General features: G+C 32.9%; 21 protein-coding genes and 1 tRNA gene. 12 read left to right on the top strand and 10 right to left on the bottom strand.

Translation table 11 applies throughout. The features are described 5' to 3' along the window. The first annotated feature begins 698 nt into the window (after positions 1-698). From ACZIYX_RS03615 to ACZIYX_RS03605, 3 genes are all read left to right on the top strand, one after another. Complete coding sequence (locus ACZIYX_RS03615; protein WP_462680827.1) at positions 699-1,886, top strand: 2OG-Fe(II) oxygenase family protein; 1,188 nt, start codon at positions 699-701, stop codon at positions 1,884-1,886. A gap of 138 nt (positions 1,887-2,024) precedes the next feature. Continuing rightward, positions 2,025-2,723, top strand: coding sequence for a hypothetical protein (locus ACZIYX_RS03610; RefSeq protein ID WP_462680826.1), 699 nt, complete (start codon positions 2,025-2,027; stop codon positions 2,721-2,723). Beyond that, complete coding sequence (locus ACZIYX_RS03605) at positions 2,717-2,977, top strand: hypothetical protein (RefSeq protein WP_462680825.1); 261 nt, start codon at positions 2,717-2,719, stop codon at positions 2,975-2,977. The genes ACZIYX_RS03610 and ACZIYX_RS03605 overlap by 7 nt, the downstream gene beginning before the upstream one ends. Positions 2,978-3,083: 106 nt before the next feature. On the opposite strand, the gene ACZIYX_RS03600 is transcribed toward ACZIYX_RS03605, so the two are convergent. After that, a tRNA-Ala gene (locus ACZIYX_RS03600) sits at positions 3,084-3,160 on the bottom strand. 7 nt (positions 3,161-3,167) lie between these two features. Beyond that, positions 3,168-3,968 (bottom strand): universal stress protein, encoded by an 801-nt coding sequence (locus ACZIYX_RS03595; RefSeq protein ID WP_462680824.1) that lies wholly within the window; start codon positions 3,966-3,968, stop codon positions 3,168-3,170. A 242-nt stretch (positions 3,969-4,210) separates the two neighbouring features. On the opposite strand from ACZIYX_RS03595, the gene ACZIYX_RS03590 reads away from it, so the two are divergent. From ACZIYX_RS03590 to ACZIYX_RS03580, 3 genes are all read left to right on the top strand, one after another. Beyond that, a complete protein-coding gene (locus ACZIYX_RS03590; RefSeq protein WP_462680823.1) occupies positions 4,211-4,711 on the top strand; it encodes a GNAT family N-acetyltransferase in 501 nt (166 codons plus the stop codon). Further along, positions 4,708-6,039 carry an MATE family efflux transporter gene (locus ACZIYX_RS03585; protein WP_462680822.1) on the top strand — a complete coding sequence of 444 codons (1,332 nt, stop codon included), beginning with the start codon at positions 4,708-4,710 and terminating at the stop codon, positions 6,037-6,039. Before ACZIYX_RS03590 ends, ACZIYX_RS03585 begins: the two co-directional genes overlap by 4 nt. A gap of 611 nt (positions 6,040-6,650) precedes the next feature. Further along, positions 6,651-7,418 (top strand): enoyl-CoA hydratase/isomerase family protein, encoded by a 768-nt coding sequence (locus tag ACZIYX_RS03580; RefSeq protein ID WP_462680887.1) that lies wholly within the window; start codon positions 6,651-6,653, stop codon positions 7,416-7,418. Positions 7,419-7,512: 94 nt separating this feature from the next. On the opposite strand, the gene ACZIYX_RS03575 is transcribed toward ACZIYX_RS03580, so the two are convergent. Next, positions 7,513-8,358 (bottom strand): NmrA family NAD(P)-binding protein, encoded by an 846-nt coding sequence (locus ACZIYX_RS03575; RefSeq protein WP_462680821.1) that lies wholly within the window; start codon positions 8,356-8,358, stop codon positions 7,513-7,515. 203 nt (positions 8,359-8,561) lie between these two features. On the opposite strand from ACZIYX_RS03575, the gene ACZIYX_RS03570 reads away from it, so the two are divergent. After that, complete coding sequence (locus tag ACZIYX_RS03570) at positions 8,562-8,921, top strand: winged helix-turn-helix transcriptional regulator (RefSeq protein WP_462680820.1); 360 nt, start codon at positions 8,562-8,564, stop codon at positions 8,919-8,921. 131 nt (positions 8,922-9,052) lie between these two features. Here the strand turns inward: ACZIYX_RS03570 and ACZIYX_RS03565 are convergent, their stop codons facing one another. Next, positions 9,053-9,703 (bottom strand): 2OG-Fe(II) oxygenase, encoded by a 651-nt coding sequence (locus ACZIYX_RS03565; RefSeq protein WP_462680819.1) that lies wholly within the window; start codon positions 9,701-9,703, stop codon positions 9,053-9,055. A 104-nt stretch (positions 9,704-9,807) separates the two neighbouring features. Between ACZIYX_RS03565 and ACZIYX_RS03560 the strand changes: the two genes are divergently transcribed. Further along, complete coding sequence (locus ACZIYX_RS03560; protein WP_462680818.1) at positions 9,808-10,260, top strand: 6-pyruvoyl trahydropterin synthase family protein; 453 nt, start codon at positions 9,808-9,810, stop codon at positions 10,258-10,260. 80 nt (positions 10,261-10,340) lie between these two features. After that, on the top strand, positions 10,341-11,099 hold the full coding sequence (locus ACZIYX_RS03555; protein WP_462680817.1) for a UDP-2,3-diacylglucosamine diphosphatase: 759 nt from the start codon (positions 10,341-10,343) through the stop codon (positions 11,097-11,099). Here ACZIYX_RS03555 and ACZIYX_RS03550 read toward each other — a convergent pair whose 3' ends face one another. The 6 genes from ACZIYX_RS03550 to ACZIYX_RS03525 form a co-directional block, all read right to left on the bottom strand. Then, entirely contained in the window at positions 11,100-12,071 is a 972-nt protein-coding gene (locus tag ACZIYX_RS03550) for an ABC transporter ATP-binding protein (protein WP_462680816.1), read from the bottom strand. A 221-nt stretch (positions 12,072-12,292) separates the two neighbouring features. Beyond that, on the bottom strand, positions 12,293-14,461 hold the full coding sequence (locus ACZIYX_RS03545) for a prolyl oligopeptidase family serine peptidase (protein ID WP_462680815.1): 2,169 nt from the start codon (positions 14,459-14,461) through the stop codon (positions 12,293-12,295). A gap of 670 nt (positions 14,462-15,131) precedes the next feature. Next, positions 15,132-16,124 carry an aspartate-semialdehyde dehydrogenase gene (locus ACZIYX_RS03540; RefSeq protein ID WP_462680814.1) on the bottom strand — a complete coding sequence of 331 codons (993 nt, stop codon included), beginning with the start codon at positions 16,122-16,124 and terminating at the stop codon, positions 15,132-15,134. Positions 16,125-16,349: 225 nt separating this feature from the next. Continuing rightward, positions 16,350-16,772: a large conductance mechanosensitive channel protein MscL gene (gene mscL / locus ACZIYX_RS03535; protein WP_462680813.1), complete on the bottom strand. Its 423-nt coding sequence runs from the start codon at positions 16,770-16,772 to the stop codon at positions 16,350-16,352. 97 nt (positions 16,773-16,869) lie between these two features. Then, positions 16,870-17,982, bottom strand: coding sequence for an alanine racemase (alr, locus tag ACZIYX_RS03530; RefSeq protein WP_462680812.1), 1,113 nt, complete (start codon positions 17,980-17,982; stop codon positions 16,870-16,872). Then, complete coding sequence (locus ACZIYX_RS03525; RefSeq protein ID WP_462680811.1) at positions 17,975-18,622, bottom strand: thymidine kinase; 648 nt, start codon at positions 18,620-18,622, stop codon at positions 17,975-17,977. Before ACZIYX_RS03525 ends, alr begins: the two co-directional genes overlap by 8 nt. A 105-nt stretch (positions 18,623-18,727) precedes the next feature. Here ACZIYX_RS03525 and ACZIYX_RS03520 point away from each other — a divergent pair, with 105 nt between their 5' ends. The 3 genes from ACZIYX_RS03520 (at position 18,728) to rsmI (ending at position 20,648) form a co-directional block, all read left to right on the top strand. Next, positions 18,728-19,531 (top strand): hypothetical protein, encoded by an 804-nt coding sequence (locus ACZIYX_RS03520; protein WP_462680810.1) that lies wholly within the window; start codon positions 18,728-18,730, stop codon positions 19,529-19,531. A gap of 101 nt (positions 19,532-19,632) precedes the next feature. Next, a complete protein-coding gene (locus tag ACZIYX_RS03515) occupies positions 19,633-19,977 on the top strand; it encodes a DoxX family protein (RefSeq protein ID WP_462680809.1) in 345 nt (114 codons plus the stop codon). Next, a complete protein-coding gene (gene rsmI, locus ACZIYX_RS03510) occupies positions 19,977-20,648 on the top strand; it encodes a 16S rRNA (cytidine(1402)-2'-O)-methyltransferase (protein ID WP_462680808.1) in 672 nt (223 codons plus the stop codon). Before ACZIYX_RS03515 ends, rsmI begins: the two co-directional genes overlap by 1 nt. Positions 20,649-20,650 lie beyond the last annotated feature (2 nt).

Below are 20,650 nucleotides of genomic sequence, written 5' to 3'. Positions count from 1 at the left end.
TAAGTGAAAAACGTTGGAATCTTTGATGGATAGGCACTACCTTTGGTGCATAAATCTAACCTAATAGAACAATTGAAACTATCATAATTAGTATAAGTTGAGTTTGTGTTAAATACAATTAAGTTTCAATTCAGATCCCTGGGAGTAGTTAACCCGGGGATCGTTTTTTTAAGCATAATTTTTTTCTAAAGGTTTTTGCAGATCAAGATATTTTGTTTAACATGGATTATCCATGTCGTTAAGCTAATACAAAAAGATATTGTAGTGTCACATTGGTTTCTGTGACAATGTAATTAAAAATGTTGTTAGACCTCAAACAGATACCTGTTATACCTTAACTAAACTGCTACGCTGAAATTAAGAAAACACCTGTATGTATTGTGCTTTACAGCTTCATAACAAAGACCTAATGCATAACTCGGGTTTGATGAATTTATAAAAGTATGAGCTTTATATATTAGCGCTTTTTTATACCAGAGTTACTACTTTTGTTTGGACGGATATTTTAAGACGGTCATGCCTAAATAAATACCTTGATATTGTTAAAGCAACACACAGATGTTCTGCAAATTTTTCTTGCGTCCAAGTGTATTGATTTTCTTTACCCTTGGATAAATGTAGATAAATTCATAAATATGTGTTATTAAATATATAAGGAACAAGAATCAACTAACCATATAATCTATTGTGTTTATTATATGAAAAATAATTTACAGCATATTTTTGATACGCTACAAAAAATCAAAAGTAATGGTACAGTTGTAGTTTCAGGAACAAAAAAGCTTATAGTTCCGGGACTTCATATTAAAGATTTGGGAGAAATTAGTTTTCCAATTGAAGCAGCCAAAGCCAAATCAATCATTCAGATATCGCATAAAGCCCCTTTTGGAAAAGGAAGTACAACTATTTATGATGATACTATACGCAGCGCATGGGAAATAAACGCAACATCAATTTCTTTTCATAACCCAGAGTGGTTGCCATATCTGAATAAAATAATAGCCAATGTTAAAAAAGGGTTGAGTTTTGAGAAAGAAAAAAATGTAGAAGCAAACTTATACAAACTTTTGATATATGAACCCGGAGATTTCTTCTTGCCCCACAAAGATTCTGAAAAAGAAAAAGGAATGTTTGGCACATTGATTATTGGGTTGCCCTCTGCTCACACAGGAGGAGAATTAGATGTTAATTTTGATGGCAGAAAAAAACCGATAGATTTTTCAGAAGCTTGTAATTCATATAAAATACCATATACCGCTTTTTTTGCAGATTGCGAACACGAAGTTAAGCCCGTTTTATCAGGGTATAGGATATGTCTTGTTTATAATTTAATCCATAAAAATCAAAGCGTATCATCTATAAAATCTCTTGATTTTAGTTCACAACAAAAAAATATATCAGATCTGTTAATTTCAGAACAAAAACAGTTTGGTGAACTCCCAAAAGTAATTTTACTAGGTCACGAATATACTCCGGCTAACTTTTCGTTACAAAATTTGAAAGGTCATGACAAACCAAGGGCCGAAGCATTAATAAATACTGCAAAACAAGCTGGATATTATGCAAGTCTGGCGTTATTAACACATTATCAAAACGGAGAATTAGAATCAGACTATTATTACCATGATTATTATAGTTACAGAAACCAAGGGTATAGAGAAGAACCAGAAACAGATGGGATCATGGGAGAAGTTTTTGAAGAATACACATATATAAAACATTGGGATTCTACTTATCCGGGATTGGGAAATCTGCATATTAAAGAAAAAGATGTTATCACCGAACTAAATCTGGGTGAAGGGAAACCAACAGAAAAAGAAGGGTATACCGGAAATGCAGGTATGACTATTGAATACTGGTATCATTATGGAGCTGTTGTTTTATGACCCAAAAGCAAACATATTTCAATCCTGAAAGGCAGACCCATAGAAAGTCAATTAGAATGGCTGGATTATTATAATAAAAAAATTCAAAAACCGGATTTTAAATACATTAACATCATAAAAAAAGTATTATTAGGTTTTTTGGATCATGATTTTAAAAATCAGGATTGTCAAAATCTCAATTTCGAAGCTTTAGCAAAAGCATTGTACTATCTCGATGATGTTGCATTGATACAAAACCTGAACAAGGTTTTAAGTGATTTATTTGGCTCTATCAGAATAGATAATTGGATTTCTTTAGTAAAAAAATACCATTTAGATACTTTTAAAGAAATATTTTTATCCGTCGGAAATTCTAATAATCTATACAAAATAGGGACTTTAATCGGTCTTCTTAAAAAATTGGCACAAGAACAAATAAAACTTGATTCATCACTTTTAAGGCAAATAGACCATATTCCAAATTATATCAATACAAATGATATACATAATATAGGAGATTCATATTTGTATTACAGAGACCATTCATTAAAAAAGGCAGAAGTGGCAACCCTCCTTATACTGGATATTTTAACATTAAGTACGTTTAAAAACAAAGACGGTGATTGGATCCGGAGCACCTCGGGTCAAATTACCAAATCATTATCCAGAAAATACCTTAACAAAGTTGTAGTACCTGCGCTTTTAGAATCAGACCATAAATCTTTGTTGTTTAACAGCTTGTTAGACAGTTGTATAAAAAAACTATCTGATAAAACGAAAGAAAAACCAAAGCCCCTGAAAACTGGACCAGAAAGGTTCCTGACTCCAAATATAATGCCGAGATATGGAAAATGCTAACTCCTTTTTTGGATTCTCCAATAGATTCTGTTTTTGAGTACAGGGCTAATCAACAATTAAGACAAGAAGTAGAAAACGCCATAAAAAATGTAACTATTGATCTAAAAACAGAAACTATTGAAAAAGGAAGACCTTACACCTTGAAAATTATGAAGACACAAAAGGAATATGAAAGATTATTAAAACAATGGAATGAGGATAAATCACTGTTGCATCAATTAAAAAATGTTAACGGATTCGTTTTAGGTTCTTAAGGTTAAGTATTTAACCCCTTTTCCTTCGGATCTTTAAAGAAAGTTGTGATAAAAGATATAAAACAAAAAACCTGCAAATTAGCTGTTTGCAGGTTTTTTTAAATCTTGGTGGAGAAGATGGGATTCGAACCCACGACCTCTTGACTGCCAGTCAAGCACTCTAGCCAACTGAGCTACATCCCCAAAATTTTTAATCAGATCCCCTTAAAACCAATAACGGAATCCTGCTATCAAAGTCCTTTTTAAGGATAGTGTTTTCTTCCCAAAGTTTAGAAAAAAATCCACGCTTACGTCTGAATACACACAGAAGGTCTGGATAATTTTCGTTCAAATGTTCTAAAACACCTTGAAATAAAGTTGCGTTTTCAGATACTTTATAAGAAGAAGTAATACTTCTCAAATCTGTGTCCAAATCTGAATCTTCAGGCAAAAAATCTGCCGTTTTTATTTGAAGCAATTTCATTTCGGCATTAAAAGTACTTAAAATTTCTTTTAAAGGGGTCAAAGCGCTTTTCTTTTTTATAATTCCTGATTTAATAGACATAAGTATTTTTTTAACAGGCTTAAAAGCATACATTTGAGGAACGATCAAGATGGGTATCTCTGTTTTTTTAACAAGTGCCCCAGAGGTTTCCCCAAGAAAATAAGGATTTTTAATATCACTAACCTCTGCACCCAAAACCAATAAATCAATAGTATGTTGTAATTTAAACTTTGGGATAGCCTCTAAAAGCTCTCCCTCTAGTGGTAAAGCGATCACTTTTACTCCTTTTTTATCAATTTTTGAAACCTCTTCTTCAATAGAAAACATAGTAATCTCCTCTAGCGTTTTATTTATTAAAGGCAAACTACCGGATCTTGGCGATTTTTTAAAAACTTTTACTACATAAACAGTCGCTTTAAACTCTTTTGCAAAATCTATTGCGTATTGAAGCTGAGCAATACTAATCGAAGGTTCTGATAACCCCAAGGGAACTAATATATTCTTCATTAATTAGTGAGATTTGTGTTTTAGGTTGTAAAATTACGATTTTAGACCCTTTACAAACTACTTTATTTATAAATATTAATTTTTAACCTCTAATTATGCAATAGAATTTGGTTATAAAAGGAAAACATAAAATATATTTTGGATAAAAATTAGAACCATATTTTTTTAAGGTTTTTAAAATTCAATATGGCATTGTTATCTACAATATAAAGTTAGTATTTTTGGGCTTTAATTAATAAAATATGATTCGCAAAGCCTTACCATCCGATCTTGATTCTGTATATAAATTAGTACAATCCTGTGCCAAAGCAATGATAGCCATAGGGATTTATCAATGGAACGAGCATTATCCTACTAAAGAACGTTTTCAAAAAGATGTAGAATTACAAGAGTTATATGTATTAGAGGAAGATAATATCGTTATAGGAATTATTGTGCTAACAGATTTTATGGATGAAGAATACATTCCTATACCTTGGCTAACCAATAACGAAAATAATTTATATATACACAGAGTAGCAGTTCATCCTGATTATTGGGGCAAAGGATATGCACAGCAATTAATGGATTTTGCAGAGGGTTTTGCAAAAAACAATGAATACCAATCTGTTCGATTAGATACTTTTAGCCAAAACCAAAGAAACCAGAAGTTTTATGAAATAAGGGGGTATCAAAGGTTGGGAAATATCTATTTTCCAAAACAAAGTGAACATCCTTTTTATTGCTATGAACTCCTTACATGAACAAAATAATTAGTTTTAAAAACATAAATCGTTTGGCAGTACCAGCAATTATTTCGGGTATTGCAGAACCTTTACTTTCTATAACCGATACAGCTATAGTAGGAAACATACCCCAATATGGTACAGAATCTTTGGCAGCAGTAGGTATTGTTGGTTCCTTTTTATCGGCTTTAATCTGGATTCTTGGGCAAACCCGTAGTGCAATTTCTGCTATAATTTCTCAATATCTGGGGGCTGGTAAGATCGAAGAAGTACAAACACTACCCGCGCAAGCTATATTTTTTAATGTTAGCCTCAGTATTTTGGTATTACTTTCGACGGTGTTCTTTGTGGAAAAAATTTTTATGCTTTACAATGCTTCTGGATTGATTTTAGAATATTGTGTTCTATATTATGATATAAGAGTTTGGGGATTTCCTTTAACATTATTCACTTTTGCTATTTTTGGAATTTTTAGAGGGCTTCAAAACACATTTTGGCCAATGATAGTGGCAATAACAGGAGCTGTGACCAATATCGTACTGGATTTTATTTTGGTGTACGGTATTGAAGATATTATAGTGCCTATGGGAATTAGTGGTGCAGCATGGGCAAGCTTGATTTCGCAATTTCTTATGGCAGTTATTGCTTTTGCTTTATTGCTAATTAAAACTAATGTTAGCCTTAGGCTCAAGTTTCCGCTGCATAAAGAGTTGGGCAGGCTGGTAACTATGAGTCTTAATTTATTTGTTAGATCTATTGCATTAAACACTGCCTTGTATTTTGCAACAGCAAATGCTACACAATATGGAGATGAGTATATCGCTGCATATACCATAGCTATGAATATCTGGATGTTTACTGCGTTTTTTATTGATGGATATGGCAGTGCGGGCAATATACTAAGTGGTAAATTATTAGGAGCAAGAGATTACGATTCGTTATGGAAATTAAGCAAGCGTGTAAGCGGCTACGGTATTGGAGTAAGTATGGTTCTTGCAATTGTGGGATTTATATTTTATTACCAAATAGGAAAAGTTTTTACTAACGAAGCTATAGTGTTAGATACTTTTTATAGTGTGTTTTTTATAGTTTTGATTGTACAGCCCATTAATGGTCTTGCTTTTGTATTTGATGGGATTTTTAAAGGTCTTGGAGAAATGGGGTATTTAAGAAATGTATTGCTGGGTGCAACATTTTTGGGGTTTATACCTGCATTATATATATGCAATTTTTTTGACCTTAAGCTATACGGAATTTGGATAGCTTTTACTATTTGGGCACTTTTTAGGGGAGTAGCGCTTGTTATAAAATTCAGAAACAAGTTTTCGCCTTTAATTCCTGATTAATACTCTGATTTACAATTTTTTACATAAAAATAAAAATCTATTTTTAAGAAATATATCTCGTGAGCTTTCTCCCGGGGATATTGATTTGCTTATAAAACATAAAAAAGCATACATAATAAAGGTATATACATGACTATTAAGAAAACCCCGATTCGTAAGCTGTTTTTTTGAAAAAAATGTTCCAGTGTTCTAATCATAAATTAATAACCTTGATATAAGCACCCTAAAAACGTATTTTGTTTTTGAGACAAGCCCTTACTTAATTAAATTGTAATAGAATAATTAAAGATTATACAGTTCTATCGTATAATAAAGACTTTTTATTTTATCTATAATTACGCTTTCATTTGTAAGCTTATGATTTTATAGAATACAACTAAAAATCATATCTTTAAACGTGCAAAATAAATACAGTTAATCCTCTTATACCATTTTAACTTTGAAATCGTGCGTATGGAAATTGAATTTATTTTTTAAGTATTCAAGGCAAAAAGCTTGTGCCAGACTTGATCTGGTATCAAGTATAGCTGTAGTACGAAGAATACTTAAAAAAGAAATAATTTATTAGTGCTATTTCAAAGTTTAAAAAGGTATTGCTCTAAATCCAAACAATAATGACACCAAGATCAAACGGAAGTTTATATACCCATATCGAAAATAACATTGCTACTATAGAATTTGGTCATCCTGCCAGTAATTCTTTTCCTTCAGAATTATTAGAAAGACTGGTAAAAGCTTTCGATACCCTATCTAAAGATGTATCTGCTAAGGTTATTATTCTTAAGTCTGAAGGAGATAAAGCCTTTTGTGCAGGGGCTTCTTTTGATGAGTTGGTAGCAATAACCAATCTTGAAGAAGGAAAACAGTTTTTTTCTGGATTTGCCAATGTAATTAATGCTATGCGAAGGTGTAAAAAACCTGTTATAGGCAGGATACAAGGCAAAACAGTGGGAGGAGGTGTAGGATTGGCGTCTGCTTGTGATTATTGCCTGGCAACCGAGGCGGCTTCGATTAAACTAAGTGAGCTTACCATAGGTATCGGACCATTTGTAATAGAACCCGCCGTATCCAGAAAAATAGGATTAGCAGCTTTTGAAACCTTGGCCTGGGATGTATCTCAATGGCAAAATGCCTATTGGGCAAAAGAGCATGGGTTATTTGCACGGGTTTTTGAAACTATAGCCGAGTTAGATAGCGAAATACAATTATTTGCTGAAAAATTGGCAAGCTATAATCCCCAGGCCACACAGCAAATGAAAAAAGTAAATTGGCAAGGAACAGAGCATTGGCAGGAATTACTTATAGAACGAGCAGCAATTTCTGGAGAATTAGTGCTTTCAGAATTTACTAAAAGAGCTTTAGCAAAACATAAAAAATAAATAAAGAAGTCGTTTAAAATAAACTTGCTAAAAATTATTTAAAAATCCGGTAAGCTCATTGTTGGTAAAAAAGTATAAAGATTAGATATTCATTTTATAGAAAATCTCTTCGTAAAACATCTTCCAATGTTTCAGGATCTGTTCCGGTTAGAGTTTTTATGCTATCAGTAGTATTCTTAATATTTCCATTTTTGATTAAGCTATATATAGGAATCATATAGTCTGCAATAAAATTCGGGGTGCCAGAATCTTTTAGTACTTTACGATACGTATCTGGATCTGGATTAGCATATATTATAGGGTTACCTGTAATAGTGGTAAGCAATTTGGCAACATCAAAGTGAGAATATGCTTTAGCCCCTGTTAAAATATGTGTTTGATGTTTTCTGTTTGCATCGGTAAGCAATACCGCAATAGATCCCGCTATATCCCGAGAGGATACAAAGGGTGTTTTTCCTTCTCCCGCAGGAGAGAATAATACATTACGTTGCTCAATATTTTCTCTTTCATAATTACCAAAATTTTGCATAAAAAAACCCGGGCGCACAATATTCCAGTTAAGATTAGAAGTCTTTAACTTATCTTCCATTAAACCATGAAAAGGCATTTCTTTTAGGGTATCCATGCCGTACCCAGATAGATATACCACTCTGCCAGTGTAATTATCTTGTAGATAATTTACAAAAGGCTCTAGCAATTCAAAAAGAGCAGGATTTAAAGGAGGCCCTATAATAAATACACCATCCGTACCTTCAATTTGATTAAAAGTGTTTCTGTTTTGATAATCAAAATGTATTGGTGTTACTTTAGAGCCAAACAAACCTTTTGATTTTTCTGTGTTTCTTGTTGCTGCCACCACCATATTATTTTTTTCAAGAAGAGCAGTAACAACTTCTTTTCCTATAGTGCCGGTAGCACCAGTGATAAAATATTTTTTCATAATTTTTTTTATCCACATTGTGGAGTTTAATTCTCCGAGGCTTGCCTCGAAAACAAAATATGTTTTCGGAAGCATACCACGTGAGCTTGCTCCGAGGTTATTGATTTTTAGAACAAGGTATAAAGTATAGTATCTTTGCGCAAGTAGGTACATAAAAGTTGTATACTATATAAAAACATACTAATACTGATTATTAGTTCATTATGATGAAAAAAAAATACGATCCTTTAGAAAATAGTGAAGAATTTTTTGCTTCCTGCCCTGTTATTACAACTTTGGATGTAATAGGAGGTAAATGGAAACCAGCAATATTGTGGCAATTACAAAATAATGATCTCTTACGTTTTGGACAATTAAAAAAGCGTTTGGGAGGAATTACTCAAAAAATGTTGACTCAACAATTACGGGAGTTAGAAGCAAATAATATTATCTTGCGCAAAATATACCCAGAGGTACCACCACGAGTAGAGTACAGATTATCAGATCATGGCAAAAGTCTTGCTCCTTTACTTAACGAAATGGCAATCTGGGGAGCTAATCATAATAGAGCTAAAGAAAAATAACATAAATTTATTTGATTGATTTTATACTATGGATATATTAAATTTTTTAGGAGGTAATGGATTGTTCCTGATTTTAGGAATTGTTTTGGTTGTGGTTTATTTTATAAATAAAAGAAAGAGGAGATAATTTATTATCGTGTTTTTAACCATCCTGTAATACTAAGGCGCTCACTGGCATTAACAGGTTTTACCTCGTGTTCAATAATTTGACTTTCAAAAACGACTACCCTTCCTGGTAAAGGAAGAATAGTTTTACAGGTTTCTTTATCGTCATCCTGTAAATATAAAACCAGTTCACCCCCATTATCAGGATTCCAGTCTGCGTCATTGAGGTAACATACAAAAGATAGTTTTCTTCTGTCATCATTCATAAAAGTATCTATGTGTCTTTTATAAAAAGTACCCTCGGGATAAATAGCATAATGAAATTCTTTGTATAAGATACCTAAAAAACAAGTCCTGTTTAAATAAGAAACCAGAGCGTTTATTTTATTAAAAAAATAGTCTTCGGCTTTATTGGTTTTGTTTTCATTAATCCAAAAAATAAAATCCCCTCGAATAGATTGTATTATACTTTTATTTATTTTATTGCCGATAGCTGCTTTTTTAAATTTATCTTCCTCATATTTTTCTAGCAAAGAAGAACGAAGTATGTCTACTCCGGGAGCATCAAAAAAAGAATCAACAATACTGTACTTATCTTTCAAAAGATCCGCAATGATTTTTTCGAAAATAGGATTTTGATCAAAATCAAGTTGCTCATACAAGTGATTATCTGTCATTCATTATTTTTTTAAGGCGAGCAAATGTAACTTGTATTTCGATAAGTTGTATTCAAAAAACTCATAATAAAACAAGTATATTTGTATCGCTAAATTTTTATAGAATGAGTAAAATTAGGATTACCAAACAGTTTTCTTTTGAAACTGGTCATGCCTTGTATGGATATGATGGCAAATGCAGAAATGTTCATGGGCACAGTTACAAGCTAAGTGTAACAGTAATAGGAACTCCAATTACAGATACTACACATGTAAAATTAGGAATGGTAATTGATTTTGGGGATCTTAAAAAGATAGTAAAAGAAGATATTGAAGATGTTTTTGATCATGCTACTGTATTTAATAAAAACACACCACATCTGGAGTTGGCAAAAGAACTAAAAGACAGAGGGCATAATGTGATTTTGGTAGATTACCAACCTACCAGTGAGAACATGGTAATTGATTTTGCAGAAAAGATAAAAGCAAGACTGCCAGAAAATATAACATTATATTCTTTGAAATTACAGGAAACAGAGACATCGTATGCAGAGTGGTATGCAACTGATAACGAATAAATCATTTACATAAACCTTAAAGGTCCTTAAGATTCGTGAGATTTTGGGCTTTTTTATTTTTACCTTAAATAAATTATACTATGAACCTTCCGGAAGGAAAAAAAATCTATTTTGCCAGCGATAATCATTTAGGAGCTCCCACACCAAAACAGAGTTATCCCAGAGAACAAAAATTTGTACAATGGTTGGATGAAGTTAAAAAAGATGCTGCTGCCATATTTTTATTAGGGGATCTTTTTGACTTTTGGTTCGAATACAAAACTGTAGTTCCTAAAGGATTTACCAGAACATTGGGAAAACTTGCAGAAATAACGGATTCTGGGATCCCGGTATATTATTTTGTAGGAAACCATGATCTGTGGATGAATGGATATTTTGAAGAAGAACTTAATATACCCGTATATCATAAACCGCAAGAGTTTATTTTTAATACGACCACTTTTTTTATTGGTCATGGAGATGGTTTGGGACCCGGGGATAAAGGTTATAAACGAATGAAAAAAGTTTTTACCAATCCAGTTGCAAAATGGTTTTTTAGATGGTTGCATCCGGATCTTGGTGTAAAACTAGCACAATATCTATCGGTTAAAAACAAATTGATATCTGGGGATGAAGATGTAACTTTTTTGGGAGAAGATAAGGAATGGTTGGTGCAATATTGTAAAAGAAAATTAGAAAATAAACACAGGGATTATTTTGTTTTTGGTCACAGGCACCTTCCTATGGAAATACAATTAAATAAAAAGTCCAGATACACTAATCTTGGTGACTGGATAGGGCATTATACGTATGCTGTTTTTGATGGGGAGGATTTAAAACTATTACACTATAACAAATAGCTATATTCTTTTACGGTTTTTAAGGATTTCTTCTGGTATCGTAATTCCAATTATTTTGGGAGCTTCCAGCTTATCGGGATGGTTAAAAAATAAAACAGAATTATCCAGTATCGCTTCAATAAGATAATAGCTTCCATTAAAATAGGCATTTTTTACTCTGGCTTTTGCTTTAGCTTTTGGGTCTGTTTTTATTTCATGCGGATATACCAAAATAGTTTCTTTATTATCTGGTGTGGTAAATGAAGAAAGCTGTATGGTGTTAACTTCTCCAAACAAAGAGGCTATATAATAGTTGGCAGGGTTTTGATAAAGGCTAATAGTATCTTTTTGTATTATAATTTCACCTTTTTGTATCACTATAGTTTGATCTGTATACGAAAGAATATCGGTTTTATCATGTGTTGCAGTAATACTTGTAATTTTATTTCGTTTTAAATATCTAAATAAATTTCTTCTTAAAGAATTTCTTCTAAAATTATCGATATTACCAAACGGTTCATCCAATAATAATAGTTCTGGTCTTTTTGCCAATGCTTTTGCAAGTGCAACTCTTTGCTTTTGACCACCGCTTAAATTTTCTACCTTAGTATCTGCAAAATCTGCCATTTCTACTATTTCTAGTAGTTCTTCTACTCTGCTTTGCTTTAATTTCTGCTCAAAGTTAGACAAATACTGACCAATGTTTTCTGCTACACTTCGATAGGATTGTAGCTCAAAACCTTGAGAAAGGTATTTCATGTTTTCTTCACCCGGGACAAGATTAAAAAGCGGTCCTGATAGTTTTTTAGAACCCCAGTATAACTCTCCTTCCTGTACATGTAAAAGACCATAAATAATTTTTAATAAAGTGCTTTTTCCACAACCACTGGCTCCAATAAGTGCTATATGTTGCCCTTTTTCAATAGTAAAACTAATGTTTTTTAAAACAGGCTGTGTGGTATAAGCAAAAGATACGTTTTGTACTGTTAGCATATTTATGGACTATTTTTTTAGTTGCAGACCGATATCAACACCAATTAGGTATAGGTCTAATATACCAGTTTATATAAAACGGGTAGTACTTCAAAGATATTGAACTTTAATAAAAAAATCCGCTTCTTTTCAGAAAACGGATTTTTTAATTCCTTAGAGAGAATTTTTATGGTTGTATCTTTATAGATTTGCTATAAAACTCTCATGTTTAGACTTAAATATTAATCTTTTACGGCATCAGTAACTTTTTCAGGTAACACTTCATATCCCATATTATATAAGGTAAATCCGTAAATATCTGCGTATTGCTCAATAGTTTTGCTAACGGGTGTTCCTGCCCCGTGACCAGCTTTAGTTTCGATACGTATTAATGTAGGATTATTACCAGATTGTTTAGCTTGTAGTTCTGCGGCAAACTTAAAAGAATGTGCAGGCACTACACGATCATCATGATCTCCTGTAGTGATCATTGTAGCGGGATATTGTACTCCTTCTTTTACATTATGTACAGGAGAGTATCCTTTTAAATAGTCGAACATTTCCTTATTATCCTCTGCAGTACCATAGTCATAAGCCCATCCTGCTCCCGCAGTAAAAGTATGATAGCGTAGCATATCTAAAACACCAACTGCTGGCAATGCTACTTTCATAAGATCTGGTCGTTGTGTCATTGTTGCTCCTACCAGTAATCCTCCGTTAGATCCCCCGTGAATAGCAAGATAATCACTAGATGTATATTTTTCTTTAATCAAGTACTCTGCCGCTGCGATAAAATCATCAAAGACATTTTGCTTTTGCAGTTTTGTTCCGGCAACGTGCCATTTTTTACCATATTCACCACCACCTCTTAAATTAGGTACAGCATAAATACCACCTTGCTCCATCCATACCGCATTAGCGATACTAAATGATGGAGTTAAACTAATATTAAAGCCGCCGTAACCATATAATATGGTTGGGTTTTTACCGTTTAATTCTATTCCTTTTTTATAGGTGATAATCATAGGCACCTTTGTACCATCTTTAGAAGTATAAAAAACTTGTTTACTTTCATAATCCTCTGGGTTAAAATCAATTTTAGCCTTTCGATATAATTCTGAAGTACCTTCAACAATATTGTATTTATATATGCTGCCAGGCGTTTTGTAATTGGTAAAGGAGTAATATAAATGACTTTCTTCTTTCTTAGTACCAAACCCATTAGCACTTCCTACACCTGGTAATTCTACTTCTCTAACTAATTTACCATCATAATCATATTGTAGAACTTTAGAAACAGCATCTACCATATATCCTGCAAAAAAGTAACCTCCTGCTGTATTAGGGCTTAATACATTTTCTGTTTCAGGAATAAAATCTTTCCAGTTTTCTGGAGTTGGATTAGATGCATCGACTGTAACAATTTTTTGATTTGGTGCGTTTAAGTTTGTAACTAAATATAGAGTAGAACCTACATTTTCTATTACATAGGTATCGCTGTCAGTAGTATCTAAAATAGTAATTAGTTTACTATTGGGTTTTTTAAGGTCTTTGATAAATAATTTATTTCCAGAGGTAGAAACACTTGCAGATATGATAAGGTATTGATTGTCTTCGGTCACTGTAGCACCTATATATCTATGTTTTTGTTCTGGAGTACCTCCAAAAATTAAAGCGTCTTCTTTTTGTGAAGTCCCTAACTTATGATAGTATACTTTGTGTTGGTCTGTCTTGGCAGAAAGCTCACTTCCTTTTGGTTTATCGTAGCTGGAATAATAGAATCCTTCATTACCATTCCAGGACATTCCAGAAAACTTAACATCAATAATGGTATCTTCAATTACTTCTTTAGTTTCTGCATTTTTAACAATTACTTTACGCCAGTCGCTACCTCCCTCAGAAATAGAATAGGCTACAAGTTTTCCATTTTTGGAGAAACTTATTCCGCCCAAAGATGTTGTGCCATCTTTACTAAAGGTATTTGGGTCTAAAAAAACTTCTGGCTCTTCATCTTCTGTCTTGAAACGGTAAATTACATATTGATTTTGAAGCCCGTCGTTTTTGTAAAAGTAACTATACTCCCCTTCTTTAAAGGGAGCACCTGCTTTTTCATAATTCCAAAGATCAGATAAACGTTTTTTTAAGTCCTCTCTGAAAGGAATTTTTTCCAGATAATCAAAAGTAGTTTTGTTTTGTGCAGAAACCCAATCTTCAGTTTCTTTGCTTCGGTCGTCTTCCAACCATCGATAAGGATCTTTAACAGGTGTACCAAAATAAGTCTCTACAGTATCTACCGTTTTAGTTTCAGGATAGTTCAATGCTATGCTGGTTTTAATGGGATTTTCTTTAGTTTCATTTTTGCAACTTACTATTAATGCAACAATAGATAATGCAAGTATTATTTTTTTCATAATGCAATATGTTAATATAATTTCACAAATCTATCAAAAGATATGACTATATATGCTAAAGAAAATATAAAAAAGACTGCCCTGCAAATTAACTTGTAAAGAGAATTAGATTTCTTCCATATTGCTTTGGGGTTTAGCGATATGTTTGGATTAAAATACTAGGACAGTCCAAAATTTTATTGTAAGAAACAAAAAAAAATGATTTTAAAAAAGAGTTTTTATAATGATTCTTTTTTTTGAGAATTAAAAAACAAGTTTAAGAAATACATAAATACACAGGTACGGTATTTACAAGGATCTATCGTAGTATGAAATAAAATTGTATTTATAGAAACAGGTGCAGGTGGCACAAATACAAAAGGTACATGTTTATTGCTAAGTAGTAAAAACCTGACAATGATTTTAATAATTCTTACGATTTTTGGCACATACATTATTGGGGTATAATACACCAAAAAAGTAGCTGTCCTGATATTGGCAAATTAGCAACAAGTGGAAACTTTTGGATTGTATTTACATTTCCAAAAGAAGGAAAAGCCTAAAATTTTAAAAACAAAAATTGTCTGTCTAAGCCAGTTAAGGATCAGTTTATAACCAATTTTACTGGCTTAGTTTGACAAATGATAGTGTTTTTTTAAGACTTTTTATTAAAAGCTCCTTTGATTAGGTACTAACCTATTAATTTATTTTCAACCAGATATTCTGCAATCTGTATGGCATTTGTTGCAGCACCTTTACGTAAATTATCTGCTACAATCCACATGTTCAAAGCATTTTCTCTAGAGTGATCTCTTCTGATTCTACCTACAAATACATCATTTTTACCTTCGGCATATATAGGCATTGGATAGGTATTTGTATCTGGATTATCTTGTACAGTGATTCCTGGAGTTTCGTTTAAAACTTTTCGAACATCATTTTCATTAAAATCGGTGCCAAATTCTATATTTACACTCTCGCTATGGCCACCAACAACAGGAATACGAATGGCAGTTGCGGTAACAGCAATAGTACGGTCATCAAGAATTTTTTGTGTTTCGTTAACCAATTTCATTTCTTCTTTGGTATACCCGTTTTCTTGAAAAACATCACAGTGTGGTATAGCATTACGGTGGATTGGATATGGATATGCCATTTCTCCTTTTTTGCCAGCATATTCATTTTCTAGTTGTTGTACAGCTTTTACACCGGTTCCGGTAATAGATTGATAAGTAGAAACAATTACACGTTTGATTTTGTATTTATCATGTAATGGACCTAATGCCATCACCAATTGTATAGTCGAGCAATTAGGGTTAGCAATAATTTTGTCTTCTTTAGTTAATGTTTTAGCATTGATTTCTGGGACTACCAGTTTTTTGGTTGGATCCATTCTCCAGGCAGAAGAGTTATCAATAACAGTGATTCCTGCTTCTGCAAATTTTGGTGCCCATTCTTGAGAGGTACTTCCTCCTGCAGAAAATAATGCAACATCTGGTTTCATTTTAACGGCAGTAGCAAGTTCAACTACAGAAAATGTTTTGCCTTTATAAGTAATTTGTTTCCCAACAGATCGTTCAGATGCTACAGGGATTAATTCTGTTATCGGAAAATTTCTTTCCTCTAATACTTTTAACATAACGGTTCCTACCAGACCGGTAGCACCTACTACAGCTACTTTCATTAGTTTATATTTATTTTCGCATAAGCGCGAGGGTCATGAACTATTTAAATTCCTGCAAATTTGGGGAATATTTCCTAGACAGCAAGTGTTTATATTAAAAATATAGAAATTTATATCAATTGTTATATATGTAACAATCATAAAAAAATAACCGCCCAAAAAAGGGCGGTTTATAGTTAGAATATGTAGTATAGCGGTGCTATAGATAATACTATAAATAAGCTGTTAAGAATTTTGTTTTTTAAGCAAATCTCTTATTTCAGAAAGCAACTCTTCTTGAGTTGGTCCGGCAGGGGCTGCGGGAGCTTCTTCTTTTTTCTTGGATTTTTCGTAAGCCTTAAGTACAATAAAGATAAATAATCCAACAATAATAAAGTTGATTATTGCTTGTATTAAATTACCATAAGTCATAACTGCAGCTCCTGCTTCTTGTGCAGCAGCAAGTGTGGCATATTCTCCACCATCAAGAGCAATAAATTTTTGAGTAAAATCTGTCCCTCCTGTTAGGACACCAACAATAGGCATTATAATATCTGCAACAGCAGAACCAACAATTTTATTAAATGCTCCACCAATTACCACGGCAGTAGCCAGTGAAACAATATCTCCTTTTAAAAGGAAAGATTTAAAATCTTTAAAAAACCCCATAGTTAATTATATTTAGTTAGTAGTATGCTAATTTAACAAAAAATTAAAAGGTTGATTGAAATAAACAGAATGAATACAGCAATTTTTCCGATAAAAATCAAAAATCTTCGACAACAATACGTTTTACTCTGGAGGAAATAGCTGTAAGTAATTCATAAGAAATTGTTCCCGTATTTTCGGCAATTTTTGCGGCGCTGGAATTTGCATCAAAAATAATAACCTCATCCCCTTCTTCACAATCAATATCTGTTATATCTACCATAATCATATCCATACAAACATTACCTATAATATATGCTCTTTTATTTTGTATGGTAACAAATCCTTTTTTGTTACCATATTGCCTGCTTATTCCATCTGCATGACCAATTGGGATGGTGGCGGTTTTGGTATAATCGGTTGCTATAAATGCTCTGTTATAACCCAATGAATCTCCAGGGGACAGTTCATGAATTTGAGAAATTATGGATTTTAAGCTAGCTACAGGTTTTAATTCAGGATCGTATTTTGCATCGTTACCATATCCATACAATCCTATACCTGTTCGAACCATATCAAAATGTGCTTCGGGATAGTTAAGGATTCCTGAGGTATTAGATTGATGAAGAATAAGAGGATATCCTAATTTCTCAATCATGTTATCTGCTATTTTTTTAAAAGTATGGATTTGTTGTTCTGTAAATTTTTTCTCGTTACTATCTTCGCTGGCAGCTAAATGAGAAAGGAGTGCTATAGGCTTAACTATTTTTGTTTGGCTAAGCATATCAATAATAATATCTATCTCATTTTGACTAAAACCAATTCTGTTTAATCCGGTATTAAATTTAATATGTACAGGATATTGTTTTTGATCCAGCATAGAAGCTGTTTCTATAAATTGGTTAAGGACTCGTAAACTATATAGGCTGGGCTCTAAGTTATATTCAATTAGTTCTTTAAAGTTTACTGGTTGAGGGTGTAGTACTAAAATAGGGGTTTTTATTCCAGATTCTCTAAGGGTAATACCTTCAGATACATAGGCAACAGCAAAATAATCGGCTCCAATCTTTTCTAAGTGTTTGGCAATTATAGAGGCATCACTACCATAACCAGAAGCTTTTACCACTGCCAGCATTTTGACATTAGCAGAAACTTTGCTTTTGAGATAGTTATAATTATGAGTAAGATGAGCCAGATTAATTTCCAGAACGGTTTCTTGTGTTTTACTCATTAGGGTTTTCATTTTTTTTGGATATCATTTTAGGATCTTTAACCTCTATTTGTTTTACTTTTTCTTTTAGCATGGCTTTATAATATGCAGCCCTGCTAAGAGGTTCATACTCTTCTGTTTCTCCTAATAAAACCAAATTATCATTGGTTGATTTTCTATAGCTAAATTGTGCAAGGTTTCCTGTTCTGGTACAAACAGCATGAACCTTGGTAACATACTCTGCGGTAGCCATTAATGCAGGCATAGGTCCAAAAGGGTTTCCTTTAAAATCCATATCCAGTCCGGCTACTATAACCCGGATTCCTTTATTGGCCAGGTCATTACAAACCGCTACAATTTCATCATCAAAAAACTGTGCTTCATCTATACCAATTACATCACAGGTATCTGCAAGTATACGAATATTGGCTGCCGCAGGAACAGGAGTAGAGCGAATTTCGTTAGCATCGTGAGAAACTACCATCTCATCATCATAGCGGGTATCGATGGCAGGTTTAAAAATTTCAACATTTTGTTTCGCAAATTTAGCGCGTTTTAGTCTGCGAATCAGCTCTTCGGTTTTACCCGAAAACATAGAACCACAGATTACTTCTATCCACCCAAATTGCTCTTTATGATTTACCGTATTTTCGAGAAACATTTTGTATTTTTCAGCATCAATTAAAGAAATCCCTTCTCCTTACTCTAAAGATGAGGTAAATTTATTAAAAAACAAAAAGCGGTATTAAAAACGAAGAAGAAAGTTATGAAGAAGAAATTGGAAGCGGAACTTATAAGTATTGCACACAGAATCCTTCAGCTAAAGGACAAAACAACATTGTTTCAGTTGCAGGAAGAAGCAAGGCAGCTTTATGAAAAACTAACTATTCTTAGTTTTTCTGAATCTTATTTTGAAGATCCACAGCCTACTATTGGTCAAATTAGAACAGTTTTGGATACAAATATGTCCAAAAAAATAAAAGAACCAGAAGAATTACAAGAAGTAAAAGAACCAGAAAAAAAGGAAAAAGAAAGCGATCCTGTAAAAATAACTACTGAGATAAAAGATACGGTGCCAGACATTTTTTCTGCTCCTGTACAAGAATCTAATGAAAAGGTCGAAAATATAATCCATCAGGAAAGTAAACCCGAAATTATTATCGAAGAAATTAATGCCCGTGTTACCGAAGATCTTTTTGTTCCTGCAAACTCTGTATCTCCTGCATCTTCGTACCTAAAAAATGATATGAAAGATGTAGCTCCCACTGCTCAGGATATATCGTTGTCAGCAAAAAATGATATAAACGAAAGACCTAAATCGCTTAATGACCAACTTAGAAAAGAGATTCATATTGGATTAAATGATAGATTAGCTTTTATCAAATATCTTTTTGATGGTAGCTCCCCGGATTATAATAGGGTACTATCCCAATTAAGTACGTTTAGAAGCAAAAAAGAAGCAGAAGCATTTATTGCTACAATGATCAAACCAGATTATAATAACTGGACGGGAAAAGAAGAATATGAAGATCGTTTTATGAGTATTGTTTTAAATAAATTTAATCCATAGGGAAGCAAGATTATTATAATTATAAAGGAAGATGAACGATCCTTATGGTAATGCTCTGTGATGAATTTTGCCCCTATACAAAAAACGTAAAAAATAAACAGATGAAGATTGTATACTGGATTACAACGGTTGCTATGTGTGCTATTATGTTGTACTCTGCTCAAATGTATTTTTTTAATACACAAATGGTAAAGGGTTTTTTTGAGAGCTTTAATTATCCCCCTTATATTGTAATACCTTTGGCAATTGCTAAAGTAATGGCAGTACTAGCTATCCTTACCAATAAAATAAAATGGATTAAAGAATGGGCCTATGCTGGTTTTTTCTTTGATTTGGTATTGGCAACGGCAGCACATTATTATGCAGGACACCCCATTGGGTTATCTGTTTATGCAATTTTAATTCTAATTATTTCATATACTGTCGGTAAAAAAATAAGACCTTAATGTCAAAATTATATATTGTACCTACGCCAATTGGTAATCTTGAAGACATGACTTTTAGAGCTATAAAAGTTTTGGAAACCGCAGATCTTATTCTGGCAGAGGATACCCGAACCAGTGGTAAACTTTTAAAACATTATGAGATAACCACCCAGATGCAAAGCCACCACATGCACAATGAGCATAAAACTATAGATCGTATTGTGCAAAGGTTGCAGAGTGGTGAAATTATTGCGCTAATAAGCGACGCAGGAACTCCCGCAATAAGCGATCCCGGATTTTTACTTACCAGGGCATGTGTAGAAAACGGGATAGAGGTAGATTGCCTGCCCGGGGCAACCGCTTTTGTTCCGGCTTTGGTAAATAGTGGCTTACCTAATGACAAATTTGTTTTTGAAGGGTTTTTGCCTGTAAAAAAAGGAAGACAAACCAGATTACAACTTTTGGCAGAAGAATCCAGAACTATAATTTTTTATGAATCACCACATAAATTGCTTAAAACCCTGGGTAATTTTGCAGAGTATTTTGGCGCAGACAGGCAAGTTTCGGTGTCCAGAGAGCTAAGTAAGCTTCATGAAGAAACCATACGAGGAACTGTAGGTGAAGTTATAAAACATTTTGAAAATAAACCTCCAAAAGGCGAGATTGTAGTAGTTTTGGGAGGTAAAAAGTAAAG

Source organism: Aquimarina sp. (assembly GCF_977115655.1).
This window is presented reverse-complemented; position numbering and strand designations above follow the sequence as displayed.